Here is a 23,607-nt window from a genome sequence, read left to right as displayed (position 1 = left end):
ATAAAAACCGCAAAAACTCAAACGTATTTAGGCTCGATGAAAACCGGCGGATGCATGTAGAGCGGCTCTAAAGGTTCATAAATTTCCTGCATTAAGGCCAGCACCGCCACGTCGCTCGCCAGCGGAAATCGCGGCGCTCCAATGTTCGGAAAATACTGGGCCAACCGTTCGGCTTCTGGGCTGATAACGAGTGTTTCGGCAGGAACGACGAGCTCTTCGTAGGGAACAAGCTTCCAGTCTTGAGCCAACGCAGGACCGGCTTCAAACAGCCCATACCAAAACTGCCCGCGCCGGGCGTCGCCGACAACAGCGATCCGTCCGGCCCCTTCGCGTGCGACGGCCAGCGCCAGTGCCGCGCCGCTACTGACGGAACGTACTTCCGTTTTATTCGGCAAAGCCAGCGCCTGCGCCACAGCGAAAGACATCCTCATACCGGAAAATGATCCCGGCCCGCGACCAACGGCATAGAGCGATATATCGCTGTACGAAATTCCGGCGTCACCCAGAAGCGTTTCCAGAGTTTTGAAAAGTATGTTGTGGCGAACGTTTTCCCCAATCCACGTTTTTTCCGCCAGCAGCTCGCCGTCCTTGAGCAGCGCCAGACCGCCCTGCCGCGACGAAAGTTCGATTCCGAGTGTGATCATAAAGGGTTCTCCACAATACGGATGATGCGTTGGTCATCGCCTTCGCCGCGTTCAAGCCGGATGTGAACCGTTGAAGGCGGCAGCATTTCGGCGGCGCGCTCGGCCCATTCAATAACGGTAATGCCGTCGGTTTCGAGATATTCATCAAGACCGAGATCATAGGCTTCTTCGGGGCCGCCGAGCCGGTAAAGGTCAATGTGGTGAAATGGAATGGTTCCTCGATATTCGCTAATGATCGTGTAGGTCGGACTGCAAACCGGCTCTTTGACTCCCGCCGCCTGCGCCAGTCCTTGTGTGAAGCAGGTTTTTCCTGCGCCGAGATTCCCGTGCAAAGCAATCACCGCCGGTTTTTCCAGAGTCTTAAAAAACTCCGCCGCGATTTCCCACGTGCGGGAAGGACTGTCTGAAATCCATTTCATGAGGCGGAGTTTCTATTCAGCTTGCGGCTTAAATGCAATGGCAAAAGCCTGCGGCGCACTGCGCACTTCCATGCCGTCCGGATAAACAGAGACGGCCTGAATGCGCTGAGGGCCTTCGCCAGCCAGCCGTTCGTCAAACGAAAGCTCGGCACCGACGACATACGGTTTACGATCCAACGCCCGTCCGTTCCACAGCAGATAAATTTCTTTGGGCGTTTCTTTTCCGCCCGCCGCGACCTTTACCGCAATCTGGTGCGATGCGCCGTCGGCCATTCCGGTGATTAATGTTGAGCGCCCTTTTTTATTGATGATCACCGGAAAATCTTTGAACCCGCCGGGTGTCACTGGAGAAAAGGCCTGTGCGATGATGCGAACTTCGTGCCAGCCATCGCCCATCTCCTTAAACGGAAGCTCAATCAGTGAAATAGTATCGGCTTCTTTAATCTGCTTCCCGTCGAGTAGCGCGCTGTAAAGAATTTGCGCGGGCATCGGAAGTTTGGCTTCAGCGACAAACGCCGAATCGAGACTGCTGGTGATTTCCTTGCTCAGCCCGACCGTTTTGATTTCAACCGGAAGTCCGGCAATCTGCGAAAGTGGATCGCCCAGCAGCAGCACCTGAACCGGACTGTAGATTGATTGGTAGAAGCTTTCCATCGCCGAACAGCCGGAGGCGTAGTGTACAAAAAAACGGGCGTGCGGGAATTTGACCCAGGCATTGTACGGCTCCGTCACCATGCCGGCCGTCACCGTCGCACCCGCCTTGAGCCACTCGATACATTTGGTCTGTTCTTTTTGAAACTCGGCCGACCAACTGGTCAGATGTTCTGCCATCGCCCCTGGCGCAAACGTGCCGAAGTCCGCCGGATTCACGGTCGCCGCGCCGGTCAACACACCCAACAAATTATTCTGCGCGGGCGGCTGATTGGTGTAAATCTCTACCGAACCGCCGCGGGCCGCCATTTCTGTTTTCACTCCGGCATACTGCCATTCGCGCGGGCCGGAGCGTTTTTCATCCGCCGTTTTGACGAGTAAAATTCTGGATCCGATTCCGGCCTGCCGGGCGAGAACGCCGTTCTGCAGACAGCGCAGAACCGTGTCCATGTCCGTACCGTTTTCTCCGGTATAGCCAAGCATCATCGAAGGCAGCGGCATTTTTTCTTTCAGCCCGCCCTGCAGAATATCGAATGAGCGCGATGGATTCGCTGGCCCGCCTTCTTTCACCGGACCGGCGAACAGCGGCGACAGGAACTGTCCCTTCTCAATCATCTCCGGCGACGGCACTTTGCCGCGCGTAAACGTCACCCCCATCAGCGACATCTGCTGGCGGTCGTTCGGCGACGTGACCACGCGGATCGGGAAATCAACAGAGTAAACCCACGCCAGCACCTGATTGGTCAGACCACGCTCTTCGACTGTCTTCTGCGCCGGATCATAAATGTACTTCATGAACTCTTCCGGCGTGCACTCGGCACGGCCGGTTACGATGGAGTCAGGAAGATTCAGATAGACGATATTGACATTCGGCACACCGTGTACAGCGGCAAAAACATTGGCGGCCTTTTTGGAATTCTGCGAGTTTTCGTTCACCAGCACCGCGACGCGGTGCGGCATCTGTGCTTTCGCCCTTCCGGGTGAGAGCAGAACCACAGAACATAGAATCAGAAATATTGAACTCCGAAGGAATTGCCACTTCTGCCTTCTGCGGTTCGTCACTTGATATTCAATATTCATGTTGCCGAGCCTACCGCTTGACGAAAATTAAACAAGGACGGATAATGCCCGCCGTGAAAGCCCTTGTTGTCATCCTGATTCTATCCGTTTCCGCCGCGTTCAGCTGGTCGGACGATGCAGGATTCAAGCGCTATCAGCCCATCCTCGATAAGAAGCCTTTCGGTCAGGAACCGCCTGAAGCTGAAATGGTTCAAGTGCCCGCTTCGCAGTCTTTCGCCCGCAACCTCCGCCTCTCAATGCTTTTCGAAGGACCGGACGGCACCACACGGGCCGGCATTGTCGATAGTGCCACCAAAAAAAGTTATATCCTTCGCATCGGTGAGCCGCAGGACGGACTGGAAATGGTCGAAGCGGATGTTAAGACATCCGAGGCCATGATACGCAAAGACAACGAGGTGGCTCTTTTCAAACTGGAAGCGGGCGCAGGCGCGCCGATTTCAAAATCAGAACAGTTCTCCCGTCAGTCCTCCTATGCGGAACGCCGCCGCGCGCTTCTGCAAAAAATTAACGAGCAACAGAAACCCGCGCCGCCGCCTGAACCTCTACTGACCGGTGAAGCACTCAAAAAACATCTTGAAAATGTACAAATGGATGCCATCCGCAATGGACTGCCGCCGCTGCCGCTGCCGCTCACGCCGGAAATGGATGCCCAGCTTGTCAAAGAAGGTGTACTGCCTCCGCAGTAAGGGCGAGATGCATCTCGCCCTTACTGAAGATTTTCGATCATCCTCAGCACCGTGTCTCCAACGGTTTGCAGGCTTTTGATGGACAGCTTGTCGAGCGTATCGTTCGGCGTATGCCAGTAGTCGTTGCGGCCCGGCGCGGAACCGTAATCAAAATCAATCACATCAATCGCCGGCATGCCGGCAATCTGAAACGGAACGTGATCGTCCAGAATGGAGCCGGGGCCGAGGGCGAATTGCGGACGAACGTTTAACTCGTGGGCCGCATAAAAAAGTTCTTTGACCAGCTCGCGCGAGCTGTTGCGCGGAACCGAAATGTTCAGGTTTTTATCGCCGACCATGTCGAGCACGATCACCGCATTAACCAGCTTTGCGCCGCCGGCCTCATAAATCTGCTGAGCCAGACGGCGGCTGCCGTGCAGTCCATCGTGCGGGCCGTATTCTTTCCGGCACTCTTCACCGTCAAGAAACGCAATCAAAAATTCCGTTTCATACGGGCCGCGCCCGCTCAATATTCGTGTCAGCTCCAGCAGCACGCCGGAACTGGAGCCGGAATCGTTTGCACCTTGAAAATCTTTGGAAATGCCGCTCTTGGTGTCGAAGTGCGAAACGAGCACGATCAAGCGGCTGGTCTTGCCCGGAATGCGTCCCAGCACATTGTTGAAGTGCATTTTACCGCTCGGCGTCTCTTCGGAAAAGGTGTCGATCGTTGTCTTCAGTCCGAGCGCTTTAAGTTTTCCTTCGAGCAGTACCGAGGCGCGCCGGGCTCCGCCGCCGCCCGCTTCGCGCGGGCCGATCTTCACCAGCGCCTCGGTCTCGGCCATTGCCTTTGCGCCATCGAACGCTTCCTTTTTACATCCGGAAAAAACAAGCACTGCACTCACCAGCAGTAAAATTTTCAACATCTTCATCGCATAACCTCAAAACAGAGTTTGACAGAAAGAGGCAGGAAAATATCCCGCTCAACCGCGTATGACAACGCAATTCCGGCTCTTCCGGAAAAACATCGCCAGGCCGGTTTCCACTGCAATCCAAGCCGACAAAACAATCAAAACCACTGCAACAATCGGCACGACGCCTCCGGCTTGTTTTGCTGTCGCGGTCTGAATCAGCGACCAGTCGGAAATGACAAACATAAACACTGCTGGCAGAAACGACACCAGCCAGACTTTGGAATTCCGGCGCGTATTCATCAGCCAGACCGACACGCCAATCAAAGCCAGCGCAGCCAGTAACTGATTGGACGCGCCGAACAGAGTCCAGAACGTCTTCCAGGCTGGCACCGGATTACCTCTACCGTCCAGCACCGTACGGAAAATAAAGAACAATGGAACTCCGGCAGTAAGAATCGTTCCGGTCAACCGCCCAAACCAGTTCCGCAGACCGGTCAGCTCCTCGAAAATATAACGCCCTAGCCGGGTACAGACATCCAGCGTGTCATACACAAACGTCGTAAATGCCATCAGGCCGAATGAAATGCCGAACGACGCCGAAATGCCGATCAGTTCCAGAAACCGGCCGATCCCGGATGCATAAATAAAATTCGGCGCCTTTGAAGCCAGCGGGCTGTCTTTCGCCACAATCATCACGCAGGCCAGTGAAACCACCGCCACCATGCCTTCGAGCAGCATCGCGCCGTAACCGATCGGCGTGACATCGCTTTCTTTTTTAATCTGCTTACACGTCGTGCCGGACGACACCAGCGAATGAAAGCCGGAACAGGCGCCGCAGGCGACCGTGATGAACAAGAGCGGAAACATCGGAAACCAAAAACCGGCGTTCAGTCCGTCGGCGAGTTTGGTAAACGCCGGATATTCAATCGGACAACCGCCGAACACCACTCCGATCGCGGCGGCGATCAGCGCGGCATACAGAAAACAACCGCCGATCGCGCCACGCGGTTGGAGAACCAGCCATACCGGACACACCGACGCGACGACACAGTAAACCAGAATCAGAACGCACCATATCTTCTGCGCCGCGGCGGGATCCGCCGCCAGCCATGCTGGAAAATCAATTGGCATATATTTGCCAGCCCAGATGGCGACGCCGACCAGCGGAAGAAAAATCAGCAGTGCCCAGCGCTCGCGAAGCCGGGTAAATTTCAGGAGAAGGCCCATCAGCACCGGCAGAATCAGATAAAGAACCGACGAAGCCGCAATCGCTCCGCCGCCGACTTTTTCCCCGGACTCCAGCGTTACCGTGCCGATGAATGATCCGGCGGTGATATCCGTGAACGCCACGATGATATAAACCAGCGTGATCCAGATAAAGACCATGAACAGCGCCCACGCCCGGCGGGAAACATGCGTACGAATCACCTCCGTAATGGAACGGGCTTCGTGGCGGATCGAGGCAATCAGCGAACCCATATCGTGAACGCCGCCAATCAGCACCGACCCGATCAGAATCCAGATCAGCGCGGGCGCCCAGCCGAAAAGAACTCCGGCGAGAATCGGCCCATTGATCGGCCCGGCGGCGGCGATGGCGGAAAAATGCTGACCCAGCAACATACCCTTTTTCGCGGGAACGTAATCGAGGCCGTCGTTCAGCTCAACCGCCGGCGTGATCCGGCTGTCATCCAGACGGAATACTTTGCGGGCGAGGAACCGACCGTAGGTGAAATAGGCCAGCAGAAGAAAGAGTCCCGATCCACCGACTACCAAAAAAAGACTCATTGCTGCCTCTCAGAAACGTCCGGAATAATTCCGTTTTTATTCCACCGTTAGCATTTTCTGAGTACATTTAACGGCAAGAGGCGAGGACGCTTTGTTGCGCTCGACCAGCTCCTCTTTGCTTTCCGTCCGATAATATTGCTTATCAAAACAAGTGAATTCCTTTCCCTGCTGGTAGCCGAATTCGACAACGTAACCGGTGATCTTTGGCCTTTTTAAATCTCCGTGCAACGCCTCAAAAACCCAACGAACCGCGCCGGAATATGAAGTCCCCGCAAACTCTCCGCCCTTCACCTGTCCGGCCGGAGAACTGGCCTTCGCCTTACCCCAGGCGACTCTTCCGTCTTTATCCGTCAATTCCACAAAAATCTGAACCGTGCCGGGAAATTTCCCGCCACCCCCGTTCTGCTGAGTATTGAATATGAAACGCTCAACCTTTCCCCCGTCCTTCGTTTCGGTGGAACTGGTCTGAACTGACGAAAGAGTTCCTCTAGCGACGTCGTCCGCTCCGAGACAATTCAGAGACAGACAGCTGGCCGCCAATAAAACAACGATACGTTTCATCATACCCTCCTTTTATTTTTCAACTCGAAACACCCGTACGGAGTACGAAACCAAAGAAACTATTCGCTGCCGTCGGTCTTGGCTTTGGCGGTCGCTTTGATTTTTTCAGCCAGTTCATTGGCCATCTTCGGATCTTCCATCAGCGCTTTGCGCGCTCCGTCGCGGCCCTGTCCGAGCTGCTGACCGTTGTAAGAAAGCCACGAGCCTTTCTTTTCAATGATGCCGCAATCGGTACCGGCGTCCACGATGGATCCGGTCCACGAAATACCTTCGGCGTAAAGAATGTCGAACTCGGCCATGGTAAACGGCGGAGCCACTTTGTTTTTGACCACTTTGACCTTGGTGCGGTTGCCATAGATCGAGCCGTCGGTGTTCTTGAGCTGACCGATGCGGCGGATATCGAGCCGCACGGAGGAGTAAAACTTCAGCGCGCGGCCGCCGGGCGTTGTTTCGGGACTGCCGAACATCACGCCGACTTTTTCACGAATCTGGTTGGTGAAAATACAACAGCAGTTCGAGCGGGCAATCGCCGAAGTCAGTTTACGCAAAGCCTGAGACATCAAACGAGCCTGTAAACCAACGTGCGACTGACCCATTTCGCCGTCGAGCTCGGCGCGTGGCGCCAGCGCCGCGACGGAGTCCACGACTACGACGTCGATCGAATTACTCTTCACCAGCGCTTCGCAGATGTTGAGTGCTTCTTCGCCGGAGTCGGGCTGAGAAACCAGCAGGTCGTTCAGGTTTACGCCGATCTTCTGGGCGTACCCCGGATCGAGCGCATGTTCGGTATCAATAAAAGCCGCCGTGCCGCCCGCTTTCTGGACGTTGGCGATGATGTGGGAAACCAGCGTGGTTTTACCGGACGATTCCGGGCCGAAAATTTCAATCACACGACCGCGCGGAACTCCGCCAATGCCGAGTGCGATGTCGAGCGTCAGCGCGCCGGTGGAAATACACGGAATTTTCCGCGGACCGGCTTCGTCGCCGAGGCGAACAATTGCTCCGTCGCCGTATTGTTTTTTGATGTCAGCGAGTACTGCCTCAAGGTTGGAGGCGCCTTCTTTTTTATCGGTTTTTGCAGCCATGCGGGACAGCCTACACAGCTCGGAAAATTGTTCAAGCGCAGAAGCGGACTTCTTTTGAAGAAAGTGACGAGACATCCCTCGCAAAGGCCGTGGAGTCAATAAGGTGGAAGCGGCATCCCTGCCGCTTCCACATAAAACCCGCTGCAAAACTTACCGGCCCTCAAATCTGTGCTTGGACCAAGCGAGCCTACGTGACGAACGCCCGTTGCCCAGATGAAGCACACTCCACGAGGCTCCCTTCAGACGTTCAACAAGCTTTTCCCACCTTCTCCACATACCCATCGATATCACATTTGCGTTTAAGGCCGACGGCGTTCATGTAGCGCGTTTTCCCGAAGATTGAACGCTCAGCCCACGCGGTGTCGTGTTTGCCGAAGACCCAGGCAACTCCGGCGTAGGAGTTCGGGTCGCGGCCATCCAGAAAATATCTATTGTTGATGGCGAGCAGCGTTTCAAACGCTTCTTCCGGTGACGGACTCCACTCCAAAACCTTTTTACCCCAGTACATCCGCATGTAGTTATGCATGAATCCGGTGACGCGCATTTCGGTCATGGCCGCATTCCAGTACGGATCGTGTGTCTGCGACTGCTCCAGCTGTTCACGGGTGTAGAGAAATTCCCGTTTATCTTTGGCGTGGTTTTTCAGCGTCAGCTTTGCCCAATCCGGCAGACAGGAAAAGCGGTCGTAGTCCGGCGTGAACCAGACAAAGTTCATCGCCAGCTCGCGGCGGACAATCAGCTGTTCCAGAAAGCGGCTTTTCGGATCAGCCTTTTGAATTTCCAGCGCGATGTAGAGCGGCGAAATCTGTCCGAAGTGAAGATACGGACTCAGCATGGAAATGTCGTCGGTCTGCGGCTGGTTGCTGTGCGCTTCATAAACCGTCAGACTCTCCGCAATAAACCGTTTCAGCCGCTTCTTCGCTTCCGCTGTTCCACCTTTAAAACGCGACGAGGGCGTCGCGTCTACCTTGGGAACCGTCTTGATTAACGTAGACGCGACGCCCTCGTCGCGTTTCCAAGGTTTGGAAAGTTTTACTTCTCGAACAGGCTGAAGAAATTCATCCAGCCGTTTCAGGAGTTTCGGGCGGATGGTGCGGGCCATGTATTCGGCGTGATCCGATGCGGTTTCGACCGGCACGACGACATCGCTTTCGATTTCGACGACTTCACATCCGGCTTTTTCGGCAACTTTTGCGCGCCATTCGGCCTGATGGCGCAGATACCCCATATCGCAGACGATCAGCGCGGCGTCTTTACCCGCTTTAAGCGCGACCTCTGCCGGATGTCCGCGTCCGATAAATGCGCCGATGCCGCGTTTCTCCAATGTCTGGAATGTTTCCCGCAGTCCTTCGAGCATGAAGGCGTAGTGACGTTCGGTGGCTTCGGGATAATCGTCCATCAGGCCGAAAACGACGGCGACCGGCAACCCAAGCGCATTGGCGCGCTCCACGGCATATTCGAGGGCGTGGTTCCACTCGGCGCGCTGGCTTTGCTGCATCCAGTATAAAACAAACCCGCCTTTGCGGGCGGGTTTGTCGTTAAGCCGGTGAATTCTCGCGGGGTGTATCATCTTCCCGCTTCCTGATTACATCTGCGGCGGTTCACATTCGAAGCCGGCTTTCTTGAGACACCAGCAGGTGCGCTTCAATAGCAGCCAGGCGACAAGTCCCTGAGCGACTGGGACAACCAGTCCGGACAGCAGAACCTTGACCAGAATGATGCCGAGCATTTTGATATAACTGACACTTGCGGGACGATCCGAGAAGATGAGAGTCAACAGGGTGTTCAACACTGTGGAACTCGCACCGATTAACGCCAGCACCGCAATGTAAATCCCCACCAATTTGGTTCCTACCGCTACCCAATCTTTTTTCTGCATAATTTAACCGCGCGCCGCGGGACATACCGGACGCGAACTTCCTTTCGTGCGTTACATTACCGCTTTTAAATGAAAAAGCAACCGGCAGGAAAAAGTTCCCGAATCCGTCAAACTCAGGAATCTTCTTCGTCCTCTTCGCTGACGCGGAGGATTTCCTCAACGGTGGTGACACCGTCGAGAACTTTGCGCCAGCCGTCGTCACGAAGTGTATGCAGGCCGTGACGCATCGCCTCGCGTTTGATGTCGCTGGAAGCGGAGCGATCGATGATAAGCGGACGGATATGATCGTCCACGGTCAGAATTTCGTAGATCCCGGTACGGCCTTTGAAACCGGAGCCGCGGCAGGCATCGCACCCGACCGGTTCATAGATTGTGTGCGTGGCAAGTTCTTCAACAGGGAACCCTTCTTTACGCAACAGATCAATTTTAACGTCGGTCAATTCAAGCGGTTTGCGGCAGGCAGGACAAAGCCGGCGGATGAGGCGCTGGGCGACGATCCCTTCGACAGCGGAAGCCACCAGAAACGGCTCGATGCCCATGTCGAGCAGACGGTTGATACTGGCGGCGGAGTCGTTGGTGTGAAGTGTACTGAAAACAAGATGGCCGGTAAGCGCGGCGCGAATGGCGATTTCGGCGGTATCGCGGTCGCGGATTTCACCGACCATGATGACGTCGGGGTCCTGGCGCAGAAAGGTGCGCAGAGCGTGGGCGAAGGTGAGCCCGATTTCCGGCTTCATCTGCACCTGATTGACGCCGGCCATTTCGTATTCAATCGGGTCTTCCGCCGACATGATGCGGATATCAACGGAGTTAATGGTGTGCAACCAGGCGTAGAGCGAGGTGGATTTACCGGAACCGGTCGGGCCGGTACAAAGCAGAATGCCGTGCGGCCGGGTGATCATGCGTTTGAGAATTTTTTCATCTTCCGGACTCAGTCCGAGCTGATCCATACCGATCATGCCGCTGCCGCGCAGAAGCAGACGAAGGCTGACGCTCTCGCCGTAAACCGTCGGCATGGTAGAAACGCGGACATCGATTTCCTCGCCCTGAATACGCAGACTGATACGGCCGTCCTGCGGAAGACGTTTTTCGGCGATGTCCATATTCGCCATAACCTTGATACGGGAAATAATGGAAGACTGAAACCGTTTCAGGGTCGCCGGCACCGGCGTCTGAATCAGAACACCGTCAATGCGGTAGCGAATACGCAAATCCACTTCCAGCGGCTCAATATGAATGTCGGTGGCGCGGCTCTGGTGCGCTTCCCAGATGATCTGGTTAACGAATTTTACGACGGAGGCTTCCTGATCGAGGTCGCTCAGATCCTGTTTAAAGAGCCCTTCCTCGTCGAGGTTGATGCGGTCGTCGTCCTGCATCATGCGGTCGAGCGTTTCGGCGCCGACGCCGTACAGACGCTTGGCGGCGGATTCAATGTCGGACGCCGGACTGAGCGCGAGCTTGATCCGCCCGCCGGTGACAAGGCGCATAGCGTCGATCAGGCCGGGTTGCAGTGGATTGGCGGTGGCGATACACAGCGCGCCGTTTTCTTCGGCGACCGGCATGATGTTGTATTGGAAAACTGCTTTAGGCGGAATTTTTGCGAGCAGTTCGGGTTTGATCTCGGCCTTAGCCAGCCGCATGAACGGCAGAGCCATGACACCGGCCAGTTTTTCGAGAAACAATTCTTCTTTAACACCGGTTTTTTCAACAACGGTGTCGGTGAAGGCGGCGCCAGCTTCTGCCACAGCCGGAAGAAGCACTTCCACCTGTTCCGGTGTAAAGAGATCCGTCCGCTGTAATAAATCCGCTAGCTGGCCGTTTTTCATTTCATCTCACAATTCCAACCTTCGAGGCGCGTATGAAATTAATCAGGTGCTGCACTTCCGGTGTGGACGGCAGTTCTTTTTCCATCTGCTCAAGCGCCTCGGCAATAGGAAGTTTCTGCCGGTAAAGAATTCGGTAGGCCTCCTTGATGGCGTTGCGCGATTCTTCGGAAACGCCGCGCCGCTCCATACCGATCTTATTAAACCCGCGAATTTCGATGTCGAGACCGTCGGCAATCATGTACGGCGGAACGTCTTTGGTGGCTTTGGTATAGCCGCCGAGGAACGCCATGGTTCCGATTCGCCGGAACTGCACCACACCGCAAAGACCTTCGATAATGGCAAAATCTTCGATGATGACATCGCCGGCGAGCTGAGTTCCGTTGGCAATGATTACGCCGTTGCCGACTTTGCAGGCGTGGGCGATATGGCTGTAGGCCATCAGCAGACAGCCGGAGCCGACTTCGGTCATTTCGCCGTCGTGCGTTCCGGCATTGATGGTGACGCATTCGCGGATGACGGTCTTGTCGCCGACGATCACGCCGGGCGCGCCGCCTTTAAATTTTAAATCCTGTGTGGGGCCGCCAACGCGGGCAAAGGGATGAATGACGCATCCGGCTCCGATGGTGGTGTTGCCGTCAACCACGGCGTGCGCCATCAGTTCAGTGCCGTCACCGATCTTTACGCCGGGACCGACGATGCAGTACGGACCAAGCTTAACGTCCGCGCCGAGCACGGCGCCTTCGCCGACAATTGCTGTGGAGTGAATCGTACTCATATCTTGATTACCCAGCGGAGCTGAACATCAGGTCGGCTTCAGAAACCAGCTTGTCTCCGACAAATGCTTTGGCGTGAACCTTAGAGAGACGCGGCTTGGCATTGACGATATCAATTTCCATGCGGAGCTGATCGCCGGGCACAACGGGCCGGCGAAAACGGGCGTTGTCGATGGCCGCAAAAAAAGAAATCTTTCCTTCCCCGCCGAACATTTTATTCAGCAGAATACCGGCGACCTGCGCCATCGCTTCCATTTGAAGAACGCCGGGCATCACCGGCTTGCCGGGAAAATGGCCCTGAAAGAACTGCTCGTTGAAGGTTAGGTTCTTAATGCCAACGATCCGTTTTCCGTCTTCGATCTCAATGATGCGATCGACGAGCATGAAGGGATAGCGGTGCGGCAGAATGTTTAGAATTTCGTTAGCTTCGATTACGGACATGCAGCGGGTCTCCTTTTTATAAGTTCAGGACGGTGATTATCTTTAAACCGAGAACTTTGTTCAACGCTTAAACTGCGCTGGTTTTATCCAATGCTTCGAGCGCAGGACAACCTTCAGCCACCCGCCAGCTGTGAGGAAAGCCGCGGCACTGGGCGGGCCGCGCCTCATAGAGCGCGCACCGTCCGCCTTTGAGCAGCACACAGCTTCCGTCGGACGCATCTGCCAGACTCAACTGGCGGCGATTGGCTGCCAGTACCGTGTACCGGGCAATAAACACGTCCTCAGAAAGCCCCGCCGCAACGGCCAGTCTGGCGATGTCCTCATCGGAAAGAAGGACATGCCCGGACCAGCGGCAACAGGTACCGCACTGCTGACATTTAAATGAACGTTCTGCTGAATCCATGGTCTACCTGTTCCGAATGTTATTTAAAGGCGATTGGATTGACATAAAACCCTTTAAATATAAATATGCCGCCCTTGCCCGCCGAAAGGATTGCGCGGCATGAGGATTAACAATCAGAGGGAGAATTCTGAACATGACCACGCTCGTCAAGAAAACAAAAATCGCTGGCTTATTCGTTACCGTATCTACACTGGCCCTGCTCATCGCAGGATGCTCGAAGGAAGTGAAAAAAGAAACGGCTAAAGAAACAGTATCGGCAGCGCCGACCGCCCAGACCATTGATCTACCCCAGCAAACACCAGACCTCTTTGAACAGCCGATCCAGCCCAACCCGTTGGCCCTTTCTCCCGAAGAAGTCGTCGTAACGGTTGATGGCGAAAAAATCACCCACGGCGAAATCATGCAGGGCGTGCAGATGAACATGATGCAAATGAGCCGCAAGGTTCCGCCTCAGCAGCTTTCCAAGATGGCCGGTCAGATGTACCAGAATGTCACGGATACACTGATCGCCAACATCCTGCTCACCAAGGCGGCTGAAAAATCCAGTCTGGTCGTTAGCGATGAAGATCTGGCTAAAGAAATCGCGCGCATTGAAACCAACGCCCCGGAAGGCACTTCATTGAAAGATGCGCTGGCTGAAAACAAAATCGACTTCGCCGAATGGAAAAATGACCTGCGCAAACAGATGCTGGTTCGCAAACTGGTCGAAGAGAAAACCGCAGATGTGCTCGGTGCTACCGCTACGGAAGTCACGAAATTCTATGAGGAAAACGCTGACTCCTTCAAAGTGCCCGAAAATGTAACTGCCAGCCATATTCTGCTGACCTTCAAACCCGAAGATACGGATGCAACAAAAGCTCTGAAGAAAAAAGAGATTGAGAAAATCCGTGCCGATATTCTTGCCGGAGCGGATTTCGCCGTGATCGCAGGAGAAAAATCCGACTGTCCCAGCAGCAAGCGGGGCGGGGATCTCGGCAGTTTCGCCCGGGGACAGATGGTTCCTGAATTCGAAACTGCGGCGTTCTCTCAGGCCGTCGGAGCCGTCGGCGACATCGTTGAAACCCAGTTCGGTTACCATCTCATCAAAGTCACAGACCACCAGCAGGCCGGCATTCGTCCTCTGTCTCAAGTAAAAGACCAGCTTCAGGAATACCTGACCGGCAAGAAAAAGCAGGAGTCTCTGCTGGCCTACATCGAAGACCTTAAAGGAAAGGCTGATGTTAAAATCAACACACCGAACCTTGACGCGGCAGCTAAATAAACCGGCTGTCACGCAAAACAAAAAAGCGTTCCCTTCCAAGGAACGCTTTTTTGTTTTCGGCTTACTCGCCGCAACGAAAGGCTGGTGCGCTCGAGAGGACTCGAACCTCCACACCTCGCGGCACAAGAACCTGAATCTTGCGTGTCTACCAATTTCACCACGAGCGCTTTTTCTGCAAAAACAGAGCGCGTATTAAACAGGAACTTTCAGCAAAGTCAACGGTTTCAAAAACGATTTTCTTTACCCCTTGCCATCAACCGGTCTGAAACCTATACTCTGGCTCGTGCTGTAGCTGGTTCTCAGGAAAGGAGGCGGGTGTTGTTGTGCAAAATATTGATGAAAAACAGTGGAAAACACTGAAATTAAAACTCGCCCGCTCCAAACAGATCGTAACTCCTGCCATGGGTGAGCCGGAGAAAGAGTACGTTCAGTCGCGCGGAATTGATATCCTCAGGCTTCATGCAACCGATTTCGTTAACAAAAGACTCGCGCCGGCCGATCCGAAAAACGACGGGCGTCAAACGCCGCTTAAGGGACATCCCGTCTTTATCGCCCAGCACGCCACCGGCACCAGTGATCGGGAAAAGCTCGAGAAATTTCATGGCATTAAAACCGGCATTGAGCTCACCGAAAAGGAAGTCTCTTACATCGTGAGCGTCATTCTCCGCTGGATTCAGGAACAGATCGGAGAACCCGTCTGATTTTCCAGTGTTTGGAAAAAAAACTTTCACCTCTTCTCTGCACCAATTACATTTCTCCGAACCTTGGGAACGTTTTTATCATATGGAACCTCAAATCATAGCCCGCCCCGAACACAACATCAGCCGCAAGCAAATCAGCGCCGCCGCACTTAAAGTACTTTACGGACTCAAAGATGCCGGGTACACCGCCTATCTGGCCGGCGGAGGCGTACGAGACCTGTTGCTCGGACGCAATCCAAAAGATTTCGACGTCGCCACCAACGCCACACCGGAAGAAGTCCGGAAAGCCTTCCGCAACTGCCGCTTGATCGGCCGCCGCTTCCGGCTTGCACACGTTTACTTCCACAACGAAATCATCGAAGTATCCACCTTCCGCGCTCCCGCGCCGCCCGCCGACGAATCTCCGCAGGATGATGATAACACCTTCCGCGCCAAAGACGGTCTCGTCTTGCGCGACAACCTTTTCGGAACTCCTGAGGAGGATGCTTTGCGCCGTGACTTCACCGTCAACGCCCTTTTCTACAACATTGACGACTTCTCTATCATCGACTACGTCAACGGACGAGGCGACCTCGAGAAACGTATTATCCGCGTCATCGGCGACCCCGACCAGCGTTTCACCGAAGACCCTGTGCGTATTCTGCGCGCCATCCGCTTTGCCGCCGCACTTGGATTCGATATTGAACCATCCGCCCGCGAAGCCATTCGCCGCCACGCCGCGCGACTTGAAGACTGCTCATCCTCACGTCTCTACGAGGAAATTCAAAAACTTCTCAGTTGCGGAAAAGCCGAACAGGTTTTCTCTCTCTGCTGTGAACTTGAAGTTTTCGAACATCTTTTTCCCGAACTCGGCGCATGGCTCAACGCGCCCGACGGAGAAGGCAAAACCCATTGGCTCCGTAAAAGCTTCGCGCAGATCGACCGTTGGCGCGCCGCCGGATTCAACGTCGATCCCGCCCTGCTCTTCGCCCTCATTTTCGGCGAATATCACGAATGGGTCGCCACACAGATTATGCAAAGCGAAGAACTGCCTCACGCCGAAGCCTTACAGGATGCCACTCACCGCCACATCCGTCAGCTTGACCGCATTCGTATTCCTAAAGCCATCGCCCATCACATTGCAGAGATCATGAGCGGCCAGCCGCGCTTTCTGAAAACCACTCCGAAAAACGCCCAGCGAATCATGCGCCACCGCTGCTTCCTCGACGCCTTTCTCTACTTTAAATTCGCCGCCCGCACCGCCGGACGCCACACGGCCGAACTCGAATGGTGGGAACAGCAGCGGAAAGCGAGATAAAGCCTTTTGCCGCTTGCCCTGCACGGCTGAATATCATACATAAAACGTCCTTCGCGGAGAGGTGGCTGAGTGGCTTAAAGCAGTGGTTTGCTAAACCGCCGTACGCCGTAAAGGCGTACCGGGGGTTCGAATCCCCCCCTCTCCGCCAAACCTTTAACCCTGCCAGACCTCGGTCTGGCGGGGTTATTTTTTGGTGAAGCGGGGCGGGATGAAGAACCCCCGGGTTCGAGCCGAGGCCAACGGCCGAGACAGGCCCCGAGCATTCGGGGCAGTGAACAACGTGAACGTCAATCCCCCCCTCTCCGCCACTTTTCAACCCGTTATCCTGCAATGGATAACGGGTTTTTCCTCCCAATAAAACCTCAACTTACAATAAGGCTTACAATGGGCTCGCCAAGACTCAAGGATGCTCAGGGATGTCGTTTATGCGCTTTCCATAGGGGAAAATGACGAGAATTCGACCCGGAAAAAACATAACAGGCCATCTCTACACTTAATTTTTAAGGCGAGCCACCACACTCAAAGGCACAATACATATTCAGAGAACCGCGCTCCGCTTGCGCGTCATCGCGTTCCGCCCCTGCTGCTCAAAGGCTCTCCGTCTCGATCGCCCCGATTTTATGACATGGCTCCATCTTTGAACCCATGGAATCCGTTTATCCGGATTCAAGGATTGTCGATTGCGTGCCGCCACGGTCTCTGTTAGATTCACGACATGAAACTGAAAGACAGACTAAAGACCGGCCCCCTGCTTCTCGATGGCGCGGCAGGAACTTATTTGCAAAATCAGACGATCACCCGCGACCAGTGGGGCGTTTATGAAGGCTGTAACGAGTGGCTCAACCTTTCCGCGCCGGAAATCATCCACGGACTGCACCGCGCTTATCTCGAAGCCGGTTCGGACGCGATTGAAACCAACACGTTCGGCGCTTCACCCATAACACTCGGCGAATACGGCCTTGCGGATCGCGCTTACGAAATCAACAAAGCCGCCGCGAGCCTGGCCCGCGAATGCGCCGACGAGTTTTCAACCCCGGAACAGCCGCGCCACGTTTTCGGCTCGATCGGCCCCGGCACCAAACTGCCGTCACTCGGACATATTTCGTTCGACGAGCTGGTCGATGCCTACAAGATTCAGATTCAAGGCCTGCTCGACGGCGGCGTGGACGGCCTGCTCATCGAGACCTGTCAGGATCCTCTGCAGATTAAAGCCGCACTGGCCGCCGCCGATGACAGCCTCGGCCCGGACAGCGATATTGTCCGCTACGTCTCAATCACCGTGGAAGCCACCGGAACCATGCTGGTCGGCACCAGCGTCCCCGCCGCCGCTGCAATTCTTGCGCCGTATCCGATTGATGTGCTCGGTCTGAACTGCGCGACCGGCCCCGACGCGATGGAGCACCACCTCGACACACTTAGAGAAGTCTGGCCGGCACATCTCGCCTGCATGCCCAACGCCGGAATGCCCGAAGCACGCGCCGACGGCAATGTCCGTTATCCACTGGAGCCGACCCCGTTCGCGGAAAAGGTCGCCGCGCTGGCGAAAGAACACGGACTCTCGATTGTCGGCGGCTGCTGCGGCACGACACCGGAGCATATCAGGCTGTTGCGAGCGCAACTGACAGGAGTCAGGAGTCAGGAGTCAGAAGCCGGCAATCGGCAATCTCAAGTCGCCAGCCTTTTTACGGCGGTTGACCTGACACAGGAACCTGCGCCGCTGTATATCGGAGAGCGAGCCAACGCCACCGGCTCGAAAAAATTCCGCGACACGCTGCTGGCCAACGACTATGAAAACGCTTTTCACATTCTGACGGAACAGGAAGAAACCGGCGCGCATGTCCTCGACCTGAGTTGCGGCTATGCCGGACGCGATGAAAGCAAAGATGTCGCCGTGCTGGTGCCGCGAATGGCGCGTGAATGCAAGATTCCGATGATGATCGACTCCACATCCGCCGACGTGATTGAAGAAGCGCTCAAACTCTACGGCGGCCGGGCTGTCATCAACTCAATCAATTTTGAAGACGGCGGGAAGCGCGCCGAACAGGTTGTACCGATGGCACGGCGCTACGGCGCGGCACTGGTCGCGCTGACGATTGATGAAAAAGGTATGGCAATGAACGCCGATGAAAAATTCGCCGTCGCCAAACGACTGGTTGATTTTTGCGTCGAACGCGGACTTAAAGCCGAAGAAATTCTGATCGACCCGCTGACGTTCACCATTTGCAGTGGCGACAAAACGCTGCGCGATGCGGCGCTCCAAACTCTGGAAGCGATCAGCCGCATCAAGGCGGAACTGCCGGGCGTGAAGACCATCCTCGGACTGTCCAATATTTCGTTCGGCCTGAAACCTGCACTGCGCAAAGTACTCAACGCCGTATTCCTGCATCAAGCGGTACAGGCCGGCATGGACGCCTGCATCATCAATGTCGCCGCAATCGTGCCGCTCAACGAAATTCCGGAAGATCTCCGCAAGGCCGCCGAGGCTTTGCTGGCCGACGACCGTTCCGGCGGCGATCCGCTTGAAAACTATATCAACCTTTTTGAAACCGTGCAGGAAACCGTCGAAGTCGCCGTTGAAAGCAGACCTTCCGTCGATGTGCTGGCCGATGCGATTATTCGCGGCAAATCGCCGTGGCTCGAACCGGCGATTCCCGATCTGCTGAAAGAAAAAAGCGCCGAAGACATTCTCAACACCATTTTGCTTCCGGCGATGAAAGAGGTCGGGCGTCTTTTCAACGACGGAACGATGCAGCTTCCTTTTGTGCTGAAGTCTGCCGAAGTGATGAAACGCGCCGTTGACATGATTAAACCGTTCATGAAGAAAAGTGCGGCGGGCGACAGGGTTCCGCTGGTTATTCTGGCGACCGTGGCGGGCGATGTGCACGACATCGGCAAAAATCTGGTCGGCATTATTCTTTCCAACAATGGATTCGACATCGTTGACCTTGGTATCAAAGTGCCGGTTGAACAAATGATGGAAGCAGTGAAGAAACATAACGCCGCCGCGCTCGGCATGAGCGGACTGCTGGTAAAATCCACCGCCGTCATGGCGGAGAACACGAAAATTCTCGAACACGCCGGATTCAAAACGCCGGTATTGCTCGGCGGCGCGGCGCTGTCGGAAGAATTTGTTGATCTGGCCTGCCGTCCGCACTATTCTGGACAGGTTCTTTACTGCAAAGATGCCTTCGCCGGACTGTCCGCCATGCAAACACTGAAAGACACCGGCAGACTGCCTGACTATGTCGCGCCGGTGCGTGACGTTCTCGGCTGTGAAGTGAAGCCGGTTGACGAAAAACCGGCAGAGCCGATCGACCGCGACATTCCGATTCCGGAAGTCCGGCTCGGCACGACCGTGACCAAAAATATTCCGCTCGACGCCATCTGGAACTATCTCGATCTGAACGGAATGATCAAGGGCGCGTGGGGCTACAAGCAAGGCAAACTTTCCGACACCGAATATCAAAAACTGCTCGCCGACGAAGTTTATCCGAAGCTCGAGGAGATGAAGCAGATTGCCCGCGGCGTGTTTGAACCAAAAGTCATCCACGGCTTTTTCAACTGCCATTCCGAAGGCGATACATTCCTTCTCGAAAATCCGGCGGGCGGAACTATTCCGATGCCCTTCCCGCGCCAGAAAAAATCCGACGGACTTTGTCTGGCTGACTTTTTCCGCCCAGACCGCGACGTCGCCGCACTGATGGCGGTCACGCTTGGAAACAAAGTGATGACCAAAGAGCACGAACTGCGCGACGCCGATCGCTACCACGACTATCTGCTCTTCCACGGACTGGCCGTGATGACCGCCGAAGCGCTGGCGGAAACCTGGCACCGGCAGATCCGTCTGCTGTGGGGATCGAATGAAGGCGAGCTGACGCTGGCCGAAATCTGGAAACGGAAACTCGATCAGAGCCGCTTCGGCTTCGGCTATGCGCTCTGCCCCGACCTTGCGATGAACAAAGTCTGCTGCGACCTGCTCGATACCGACCGGATCGGTCTGAACGTCACCGAACTCTTCATGGCCGACCCGGAAGTTTCCACCTTCGCGCTCGTCACCCATCATCCGCAAGCGTACTATTTCGACCTGTAATACAGAACTAGTCAGGACGCGAATGAAACGTGATATTGAATGGATTGAAAAACTCGACGACGGCGTAAAGCGCACCGTGCGCATTGCGGTTTCCATGGATAAGGGAATCAAATGGCAGTTTAAACGCTCCGACGAAGAGCGCTGGGATTACGACACCCCAGCCTCCCCCGAAGACTGGGAAGCTCTCGACGAAAAAGTCGCCGCGCTCTACAACCGCCGCCGCGCCACACACGAAGAGCTGCAAATGGTTCGCGCGCAGAGGAAAAAACATGGATGAGTTCACCATTACCGGCGACTACATCGAACTGGATAAGCTGCTGAAAGCCGCGCGGCTCTGCGGAACCGGCGGCGAGGCGCGGATTGTCATCAGCGAAGGTCTCGTTACCGTGAACGGCGAAACGGAACTGCGCCTGCGCCGGAAAGTCCTCCCCGGCATGGCTGTCTGTTACGACGGCCAGACCCTCACCGTCCGCTGATGCAGAAAATTATTCGCGCACAGCGCCGCGACAGGGTATAAAGCCCGCAGAAACAGAGGCCTGCTTTGAAACGGAAGTTTTTCAAAAAGACAAATTATCGCGGCACCGCGACCAGAAACATCACGGCTCGCAAAAAGGTGCGGCGGTTTTCATTTTTCAATCTGTTGCTGGCCGTTGTCCTTTGGCTGGCGCTGGTCGTGTTTTTTTACAGCGGACGCCTGCTCCGTCCGCAGACGCTGGTGCTCGGACAGAAAGCCCCCGAAACCATTGCGGCATCAGTCGATTTCCGCGCCGAAAACGTCGCCGCCACACAAGCCGGGCAGCGTGCCGCCACCGATGCGGTTCTGCCGGTTTTCTCCATTGATTCATCCGCCATCGAAAACGCACGCCTGCTGCTGACCACCAACCGGCTGACAGAAATCCTGCCGACAGATAAACAGGTTGACGTTCAGACCATCCTTTTCACCGCGCTTTCCAATACCAGTTCTCGCGGCATCATTTCCGTCAGCGACGCGCAGACAAAATTTAACGGCAAAGCCCCGTCCGGAAAAATAGCACTGCGCGGCGGCAAAACGGACGTGATCCGCACACTCGACAGTTTCGTCCAGCAGGCCGATGCGCTCAAGGCGGCCACGGCAGAAATTCTCCACGAGCTTCCGCGCGAAAGCCGCAACGAAGAAAAAACCATTCGCGCGCTGATCGCGCCGTGCCTATGGCCCAATCTGGCGTACGATGCCGCCGAAACCGATATGCGCCGCGCTCAGGCAACCGCACTCGTCGATCCGGTCATTGAGCCGGTGAGCGCCGGAACCATTCTCGTTCGTAACGGGGACACGGTGAGTGAACAAACACTCAAGCGGCTGGCCGCGCACGAACAGCGGCTGAGCGAACTGGAAACACCTGCCGAACGCATCCAGCGGCTGGCGGGCAACGGATTTCTGCTGCTGATCGGCCTCACGCTCAGCGCGGCAATCGCCGGCATCGTGCAACCTTTACTGCTGCGCAGCCGCCGGCAAATGCTGTTACTGGTAACGCTCTGCGCTTTGCCGCTGATCGTCGGCAAAGGCTTACTGTACGCCACGGTCGATTTACATCTGATTCCGGCAACCTTGCTTCATTTTGCTCTGCCGCTATCCATCGCGCCGCTGCTGGCTTCCATCCTGCTCGGCAGTGCGCCGGGGTTGATCTCCGGCTTCTGGGTCAGCTTTGCGCTTGCGACACTGCTCGGCGGAAACTTCGATGTGTTTGTGCTCGGCCTGCTGACTTCCGTGGCGGCCATCTACACTACCCGCGACGTCAAACGCCGCACTGCGCTGTTCCGCGCGGGGTTCTGGATCGGCGCGGTCGAAATTATTTTTGCACTGGTGATGGCCGTGCTTGAACATCCGTCATGGCAGATTCTGATTCCGCAGATTGGAACCGCCATGCTGTGCGGACTGGTCAGCGCGCTGCTGGCCCTGTTGCTCATCCCGGTCTTTGAACACCTCTTCAAAATCACCACCGACATTTCTCTGCTCGAACTTTCCGACCTGAGTCATCCGCTGCTTCAGAGCCTTGCCATCAACGCGCCCGGCACCTACCACCATTCTCTGATGCTCGCCAGCCTCGCGCAGAATGCCGCTGAAGCCGTCGGTGCTAACGGACTCATGCTGCGCGTTTGCGCTTACTTCCACGACATCGGCAAACTGGTGAAGCCCGGTTTCTTCAGCGAAAATATTCAGTTCTCGGAAAACCCGCACGATGACCTGACACCGAGTATGAGCACGCTGGTGATTGTCTCGCACATCAAAGAAGGCGTCATGCTGGCGAAAAAATATAAACTGCCGCAGGTTGTCATCGACGGCATCGAACAGCATCAGGGCACCAGCCTGGTTTCCGTTTTCTACCAGCGCGCCAAAACCCGCGCCGCCGGTCAGCCGGCAATCAACGACGAAGATTTTCGCTACGAAGGTCCTCGCCCACAAACTCGCGAAATGGCCATTCTGATGCTGGCCGACAGCTGCGAAGCCGCATCGCGGTCACTCGAAAAGCCGACGCCGGTTCGCGTCACGAACCTGATCAACGATATTTTCGACGCTCGTCTGCGCGACGGCCAGCTCGACGAATGCACACTCACGCTCGCTGAACTCAACAAAATCAAACAGTCCTTTGTCTTCTCGCTCACCAGTATGCTCCACGGCCGTGTCGCCTACCCTAAAGATGAAAACCGTTCTAATAAACCGGCAGAAACGCCGGATCAGCCTGTCGGCAATCCGCCGGCTGACCGCTAAACTGGCCGCCGCGCTGGAAGCCTCCGATCCGGATACCGTCTGGCAGGAAGTCACGCTTCTGCTGACGGACGATTCCGGCATTACGCAGTACAACCGCGAATTTTTTGGCAAAGACCGCGCCACCGATGTCATCAGTTTCCGCAGTGAACCGTTTCCCGGCGAAGACGGCGTCACTGGAGACCTGATCGTCAACGTCGAGCGCGCCGCACTGGAAGGCCCGAACCACGACGGCATCAAAGCCGAACTGGCTCTCTACATCGCTCACGGCTTCAACCATCTGTCCGGTGCCGACGACAACACGCCCGCCAAACGCGCCGCCATGCGCCGTACAGAAATGCGGAGGCTTGCGGAGTTGCAACCGGAAATCAAAAATCTGATAGTGGGCTGAC

At 55.5% G+C, this 23,607-nt stretch carries 22 protein-coding genes and 2 tRNA genes; 10 read left to right on the top strand and 14 right to left on the bottom strand.

Going from position 1 to position 23,607, the window contains the following annotated elements; genetic code table 11:
• Positions 1-17: 17 nt before the first annotated feature.
• Genes tsaB through HOO88_01400 form a run of 3 tightly spaced genes read right to left on the bottom strand, consistent with a single transcriptional unit; the run spans position 18 to position 2,674 of the window.
• The gene (gene tsaB / locus HOO88_01410) at positions 18-644 is read right to left on the bottom strand and encodes a tRNA (adenosine(37)-N6)-threonylcarbamoyltransferase complex dimerization subunit type 1 TsaB (protein NOU35423.1); all 627 of its coding nucleotides are present in this window, start codon (positions 642-644) and stop codon (positions 18-20) included.
• Entirely contained in the window at positions 641-1,063 is a 423-nt protein-coding gene (tsaE, locus tag HOO88_01405) for a tRNA (adenosine(37)-N6)-threonylcarbamoyltransferase complex ATPase subunit type 1 TsaE (protein ID NOU35422.1), read from the bottom strand. Before tsaE ends, tsaB begins: the two co-directional genes overlap by 4 nt.
• A 12-nt stretch (positions 1,064-1,075) precedes the next feature.
• Positions 1,076-2,674, bottom strand: a complete 1,599-nt coding sequence (locus HOO88_01400) for a TIGR03790 family protein (GenBank protein NOU35421.1) — start codon at positions 2,672-2,674, stop codon at positions 1,076-1,078.
• A 164-nt stretch (positions 2,675-2,838) separates the two neighbouring features.
• Here HOO88_01400 and HOO88_01395 point away from each other — a divergent pair, with 164 nt between their 5' ends.
• Positions 2,839-3,480 (top strand): hypothetical protein, encoded by a 642-nt coding sequence (locus HOO88_01395; GenBank protein NOU35420.1) that lies wholly within the window; start codon positions 2,839-2,841, stop codon positions 3,478-3,480.
• Between the two features lie 20 nt (positions 3,481-3,500).
• On the opposite strand, the gene HOO88_01390 is transcribed toward HOO88_01395, so the two are convergent.
• The 10 genes from HOO88_01390 to HOO88_01345 all read right to left on the bottom strand — a co-directional run bounded on the left by HOO88_01390 (position 3,501) and on the right by HOO88_01345 (position 13,123).
• Positions 3,501-4,388, bottom strand: coding sequence for a M28 family peptidase (locus HOO88_01390; GenBank protein ID NOU35419.1), 888 nt, complete (start codon positions 4,386-4,388; stop codon positions 3,501-3,503).
• A 51-nt stretch (positions 4,389-4,439) separates the two neighbouring features.
• Positions 4,440-6,155 (bottom strand): carbon starvation protein A, encoded by a 1,716-nt coding sequence (locus HOO88_01385; GenBank protein NOU35418.1) that lies wholly within the window; start codon positions 6,153-6,155, stop codon positions 4,440-4,442.
• Positions 6,156-6,191: 36 nt separating this feature from the next.
• Positions 6,192-6,719, bottom strand: a complete 528-nt coding sequence (locus HOO88_01380; protein ID NOU35417.1) for a hypothetical protein — start codon at positions 6,717-6,719, stop codon at positions 6,192-6,194.
• Between the two features lie 56 nt (positions 6,720-6,775).
• A complete protein-coding gene (recA, locus tag HOO88_01375; GenBank protein ID NOU35416.1) occupies positions 6,776-7,801 on the bottom strand; it encodes a recombinase RecA in 1,026 nt (341 codons plus the stop codon).
• A gap of 247 nt (positions 7,802-8,048) precedes the next feature.
• A complete protein-coding gene (locus HOO88_01370) occupies positions 8,049-9,371 on the bottom strand; it encodes a deoxyribodipyrimidine photolyase (GenBank protein ID NOU35415.1) in 1,323 nt (440 codons plus the stop codon).
• Positions 9,372-9,386: 15 nt separating this feature from the next.
• Positions 9,387-9,641, bottom strand: a complete 255-nt coding sequence (locus HOO88_01365; GenBank protein ID NOU35414.1) for a hypothetical protein — start codon at positions 9,639-9,641, stop codon at positions 9,387-9,389.
• 152 nt (positions 9,642-9,793) lie between these two features.
• Positions 9,794-11,506 (bottom strand): Flp pilus assembly complex ATPase component TadA, encoded by a 1,713-nt coding sequence (gene tadA / locus HOO88_01360; protein NOU35413.1) that lies wholly within the window; start codon positions 11,504-11,506, stop codon positions 9,794-9,796.
• 1 nt (position 11,507) lies between these two features.
• Complete coding sequence (gene lpxA, locus HOO88_01355; protein NOU35412.1) at positions 11,508-12,281, bottom strand: acyl-ACP--UDP-N-acetylglucosamine O-acyltransferase; 774 nt, start codon at positions 12,279-12,281, stop codon at positions 11,508-11,510.
• A gap of 7 nt (positions 12,282-12,288) precedes the next feature.
• Positions 12,289-12,720: a 3-hydroxyacyl-ACP dehydratase FabZ gene (fabZ, locus tag HOO88_01350; protein ID NOU35411.1), complete on the bottom strand. Its 432-nt coding sequence runs from the start codon at positions 12,718-12,720 to the stop codon at positions 12,289-12,291.
• Between the two features lie 67 nt (positions 12,721-12,787).
• Positions 12,788-13,123: a YkgJ family cysteine cluster protein gene (locus HOO88_01345; GenBank protein ID NOU35410.1), complete on the bottom strand. Its 336-nt coding sequence runs from the start codon at positions 13,121-13,123 to the stop codon at positions 12,788-12,790.
• 133 nt (positions 13,124-13,256) lie between these two features.
• On the opposite strand from HOO88_01345, the gene HOO88_01340 reads away from it, so the two are divergent.
• Positions 13,257-14,384: a hypothetical protein gene (locus HOO88_01340; GenBank protein NOU35409.1), complete on the top strand. Its 1,128-nt coding sequence runs from the start codon at positions 13,257-13,259 to the stop codon at positions 14,382-14,384.
• A gap of 82 nt (positions 14,385-14,466) precedes the next feature.
• On the opposite strand, the gene HOO88_01335 is transcribed toward HOO88_01340, so the two are convergent.
• Positions 14,467-14,551: transfer RNA gene (locus HOO88_01335), tRNA-Leu, on the bottom strand.
• Between the two features lie 234 nt (positions 14,552-14,785).
• Here HOO88_01335 and HOO88_01330 point away from each other — a divergent pair.
• The 8 genes from HOO88_01330 to ybeY all read left to right on the top strand — a co-directional run bounded on the left by HOO88_01330 (position 14,786) and on the right by ybeY (position 23,606).
• Positions 14,786-15,085, top strand: coding sequence for a DUF4186 family protein (locus HOO88_01330; GenBank protein ID NOU35408.1), 300 nt, complete (start codon positions 14,786-14,788; stop codon positions 15,083-15,085).
• Between the two features lie 82 nt (positions 15,086-15,167).
• A complete protein-coding gene (pcnB, locus tag HOO88_01325) occupies positions 15,168-16,382 on the top strand; it encodes a polynucleotide adenylyltransferase PcnB (GenBank protein NOU35407.1) in 1,215 nt (404 codons plus the stop codon).
• 55 nt (positions 16,383-16,437) lie between these two features.
• Positions 16,438-16,530, top strand: a tRNA-Ser gene (locus tag HOO88_01320).
• Positions 16,531-17,097: 567 nt separating this feature from the next.
• Positions 17,098-20,472 carry a methionine synthase gene (gene metH, locus HOO88_01315; protein NOU35406.1) on the top strand — a complete coding sequence of 1,125 codons (3,375 nt, stop codon included), beginning with the start codon at positions 17,098-17,100 and terminating at the stop codon, positions 20,470-20,472.
• Positions 20,473-20,494: 22 nt separating this feature from the next.
• Positions 20,495-20,749, top strand: a complete 255-nt coding sequence (locus HOO88_01310) for a hypothetical protein (GenBank protein NOU35405.1) — start codon at positions 20,495-20,497, stop codon at positions 20,747-20,749.
• Complete coding sequence (locus HOO88_01305; protein NOU35404.1) at positions 20,742-20,948, top strand: RNA-binding S4 domain-containing protein; 207 nt, start codon at positions 20,742-20,744, stop codon at positions 20,946-20,948. Before HOO88_01310 ends, HOO88_01305 begins: the two co-directional genes overlap by 8 nt.
• A 65-nt stretch (positions 20,949-21,013) precedes the next feature.
• Positions 21,014-23,218 (top strand): HDIG domain-containing protein, encoded by a 2,205-nt coding sequence (locus HOO88_01300; protein ID NOU35403.1) that lies wholly within the window; start codon positions 21,014-21,016, stop codon positions 23,216-23,218.
• On the top strand, positions 23,148-23,606 hold the full coding sequence (ybeY, locus tag HOO88_01295; protein NOU35402.1) for an rRNA maturation RNase YbeY: 459 nt from the start codon (positions 23,148-23,150) through the stop codon (positions 23,604-23,606). The genes HOO88_01300 and ybeY overlap by 71 nt, the downstream gene beginning before the upstream one ends.
• Position 23,607 lies beyond the last annotated feature (1 nt).

This window comes from Kiritimatiellaceae bacterium, assembly GCA_013141415.1.
Taxonomy (GTDB): Bacteria; Verrucomicrobiota; Kiritimatiellia; order Kiritimatiellales; family Tichowtungiaceae; genus Tichowtungia.
Note: the sequence above shows the minus strand (reverse complement) of the source record. Positions and strands in the feature narration are given on the sequence as shown.